This is a genomic window from Vibrio eleionomae (assembly GCF_009874545.1).
Classification (GTDB): Bacteria; Pseudomonadota; Gammaproteobacteria; order Enterobacterales; family Vibrionaceae; genus Vibrio; species Vibrio nitrifigilis.
Genome location: NZ_WEKT01000107.1, coordinates 1 through 3872, shown reverse-complemented (window position 1 = coordinate 3872; position 3872 = coordinate 1). Strand labels below are relative to the sequence as shown.

General features: G+C 30.6%; 3 protein-coding genes. All 3 read left to right on the top strand.

Annotation, left to right across the window (positions count from 1 at the left end):
* The first annotated feature begins 52 nt into the window (after positions 1 to 52).
* The 3 genes from F9817_RS23520 to F9817_RS23510 all read left to right on the top strand — a co-directional run bounded on the left by F9817_RS23520 (position 53) and on the right by F9817_RS23510 (position 3760).
* The gene (locus F9817_RS23520; RefSeq protein WP_427916731.1) at positions 53 to 2626 is read left to right on the top strand and encodes a glycosyltransferase; all 2574 of its coding nucleotides are present in this window, start codon (positions 53 to 55) and stop codon (positions 2624 to 2626) included.
* Positions 2627 to 2724: 98 nt separating this feature from the next.
* On the top strand, positions 2725 to 3024 hold the full coding sequence (locus tag F9817_RS23515) for a glycosyltransferase family 4 protein (protein WP_161158636.1): 300 nt from the start codon (positions 2725 to 2727) through the stop codon (positions 3022 to 3024).
* Positions 3014 to 3760, top strand: coding sequence for a sulfotransferase (locus tag F9817_RS23510; RefSeq protein ID WP_161158635.1), 747 nt, complete (start codon positions 3014 to 3016; stop codon positions 3758 to 3760). The genes F9817_RS23515 and F9817_RS23510 overlap by 11 nt, the downstream gene beginning before the upstream one ends.
* The last annotated feature ends 112 nt before the right edge of the window (positions 3761 to 3872 follow it).

The window sequence follows — 3872 nt, the reverse complement described above, 5'->3', positions numbered from 1 at the left end:
ATTAATACCTGTATATAATGCTATTGATGACGTTATAAAATGTATTGATAGTGTGATAAAAAACACACCATTAAATAATAATATTAATATTATTATATTAAATGACTGCAGTCCAGATAAAAATGTTAAACCTATATTAAATAAATATAAATCTCACCCATTTATAACTGTTAAACATCATTTTAGAAATAAAGGATATACACGGAATGTAAACAAAGGCATTCAACTCTCTAAAGAGAGAGATGTTATCCTTCTTAATAGTGATACGATTGTTACTCCTAACTGGATAAGAAATCTATCGATAGCTGCCTATAGTCAACAGAATGTAGGTACTGTAACCGCAGTGTCTAATGGCGCTGGAGCTTTTTCTGTACCAAAGTCTGGTTTGAATGATATTCCTGAACATCTAAATATTGATACTATTTCTAGAGTCGTTAGTAATATAGGCGGAGAATATATAGATGTACCTACCGGGAATGGATTTTGCCTATACATTAAACGAGACCTAATAAATGATATTGGGGAATTCGATGAAAAAAAATTCCCGAAAGGATATGGTGAGGAAAACGATTTTTGTATGCGAGCTCTAAATAGCAGTTGGCATAATATCATAGATACAAAAACTTATATATTTCATAAACGATCTGCTTCTTTTAAAGAGTCTAAACATGCTCTAATGGATGCAGGTTTAAAACAAGTAAAAAAAGATTTTCCAGAGTACGAAGGTGCAATCCAAGCTATTGGAGGATCGAATGCTTTTAAAAAAATACAAGAAAATATAGGTATAAAATTAACCGAGACTAAACTATCAGATCAGATCGCAAAGCCTAAATTGATGTTTGTTATTTCTACTCGAACAGGTGGAACTCCAAAAACAAATTTAGATTTAATGAGGCAATTATCTGGAATATATGATTGCTATGCATTAGCTTGCAATACCCAAAAGGTAGAGATATTAAAAGCGGGTGAAGATGATTATCAACCTATTGAAGAATATATATTAAATCAACCTGTTAAGTATGCCACTCATCTTTCGAGTGAATATGAATCATTAGTTAGCTTTTTACTATATAAATACAATATTGACCTTCTTCATATTCGTCACTTAGCTTGGCACAGTTTGAAGTTACCCCAGATAGCGAAGGAACTTTATATTCCAGTCATAAATTCTTTTCATGACTTCTATACGATTTGCCCCTCGGTCAATCTTATTGATAATAAGGGTGTTTATTATCCAGAAGGGGTTGTTGAAGGTAATATAAATCCTCTTTGGCATGATGAAACTGTAAGACCAATGACTAAAGAAATGTTAAGTCGTTGGAAGAAAAGAATGGCAAATGCTTTAGAGTGTAGTGATCATTTTATAACTACATGTGAAAGTGCTAAAGAGATCTTACTCCACAATTTAGAGTTAAAAGAAAAGGCTGATTCTTTTTCGGTAATCCCGCATGGTCGAGACTTCGAAAGTTTTGTTGAACCTAAATTGATAGATAATATAGACGGTCCTTTAAGAGTCCTTGTTCCCGGGAACATTACACATTCGAAAGGATCTGAGCTTATTAAAGACATAAAAAATCTAGATATTGATAATAATATCGAATTTCATATTATCGGTAGTTGCGCTGATGATCTTAAACCTTTCGTTAAATTTCATGGTCGATATAAACGAGATGAATTTCAACAGCTCGTTAAAAGAATCAGTCCCCATATAGCCTCTGTTTTCTCAATTTGGCCAGAGACGTATTGTCATACATTAACAGAAAGTTGGGCTTCTGGCTTACCAGTAGTTGGTATTGATTATGGTGCTGTTGGAGAAAGAATAAATAAGCATAAAGCGGGTTGGTTAATTAAAAATAATGCAAAGCAGTGCCTTGATTTATTAATTTCTATACGTAGCAATATTCATTTATTAATTGAGAAACAGAAATATGTTTTGGAGTGGCAAAACGGATATGGCAAGTCAAATACTGTCAGTAATATGACTGAAAGATATATTAATATTTATCAAGATGCTATTTCAAATCGTAATTTCCCTATAACAGAAAATTTAGGGTTCATTATGAAAGGAGATTTCCCAGAAGTGCCTCCGACCGCTTATGTTCGTTTAGTTGATTGGAAAAATGACTTTGAACATGAAACTGGATTAGATGTATCGTTCATTTCTTGGAGAAATCTACTAACTCGAGATTTATTTCAATACAAAAAAGTGGTAATACAAAGAGATGCTATTCCATCTTATGCGGTGGATTGGTGTATTAATGTTTTAAATAAAAATAAAATACCATATATATTTGAAATGGATGATAACTTACTCGATGTTCCAGAAATAGTAGATCCTGAAGGTACCTATAAAACTTATAAACCATCCTTAGTTAAACTTTTAGAAAATGCAGAACAGGTTCATGTAACTAATGAATCCTTAAGAAATGTTGTAAAAAATTATAATTATAATATTACTATTCGGCCTAATAAAATATTTGATCACCGATGGAAAGTGAACATTGAAGAATCGGATAAAATAGATATTTTAAAAGATAAAAGTATCGTAAATATTATTTATTTTGGTTCTAGAACTCATCAAGAAGATTTGAATTTTATTATTAATGTATTAGAAGATGTNATATAGTTCATCTTTATGTTGTAGGTTGTGGTGATTTCGAAAGTAAAAATTATATTACACGACTTGTTCCTCCTTCATCACGATATGATATATTTGTTGATTGGATGACCAAAATAGCGCATAACTTTGATATTGGTCTGGCACCTTTAGTTGATAAGTCATTTTCAAAAAATAAAAGTTATCTGAAATGTTTGGAATTGAACAAACTAGGTATTCCAGTCATATGCAGTAATGTATTACCTTATACTGAGTTAAAAGAGTTGAATATTTCTAATGTCTATTTTTCAGATAATTTAGTTGAGGAATGGTCGAAAATAATAAAACACTATGCTAAGCAGAGTGTTAAAGAAGATAATACTAAATTTTTTGCGGTAAACGAAGAGGTTGTTAATTGTGAAGCATAATAAAGAATTTTTATTTATCTCTGGTTGTGATAGATCAGGAACCACAGCATTAGTACGCTTATTGAATAATCATGAAAAAATATGTTTAGGAATGGAACGATATAAAGGCTTAATTACTAAAGATTGTGTATCAAGATTAAATAAGGATAGATTCAAAAAAGAGAATTTTTTCAACATAAAAGATGAAGAAACAAATATTCAATGGGACTATTTCTATGATCCCTTAAAGGAAAAGTTTGATGATTGCGATATTGTTGGTGACAAGGTTCCTAGATATTTTCAAATATATGATGATATAGAAAGCGCATTTCCTAAAGCTAAGCATATCTTTATAATAAGAGACCCATTTGATGTTGCTAGCTCTTGGAAGGTAAGAGCTAAGGATAAGAATGATATTAATTGGGTATCAACTAATGATGTTTCTAGGTCTATACAGGTATGGAATATGTCACTTAAAAAAGCTTATCATTTTTTGAAAGCAAAAAATGGTAATATGCTTGTCACTAGATATGAAGATGTTTTTAGTGGTAACCAATCTGAATTAGAACGTATAGTTTCTTTTCTCGGTTTAGATGAAAGTAGTAATTTATTAGAAAGTTTTCAATCTTTAACTCAGGATTGGGATAAAAGAAAAAATAAAAAAAGTGCTTTAAATGAAGATGAGATTTCTCTTGTTAAAAATAATGCAGAAATTGATTTTTCAAATCATTTATTAAATTATTCCCTATTAAAGTGATTTTGGGTTATGAAAAAGCTTGTAAATTCAACATTTGGGTGTGATCTTTCATTTTCTAATGATAGCGAGACTTATTTCCCTGATTACTTTAGATCTAGAGATAGTATTGTTG

What these genes read in the sequence shown, in the direction of transcription:
- F9817_RS23515 (WP_161158636.1), top strand. Translation starts at nt 2,725, where the DNA reads ATGACCAAAATAGCGCATAACTTTGATATTGGTCTGGCACCTTTAGTT.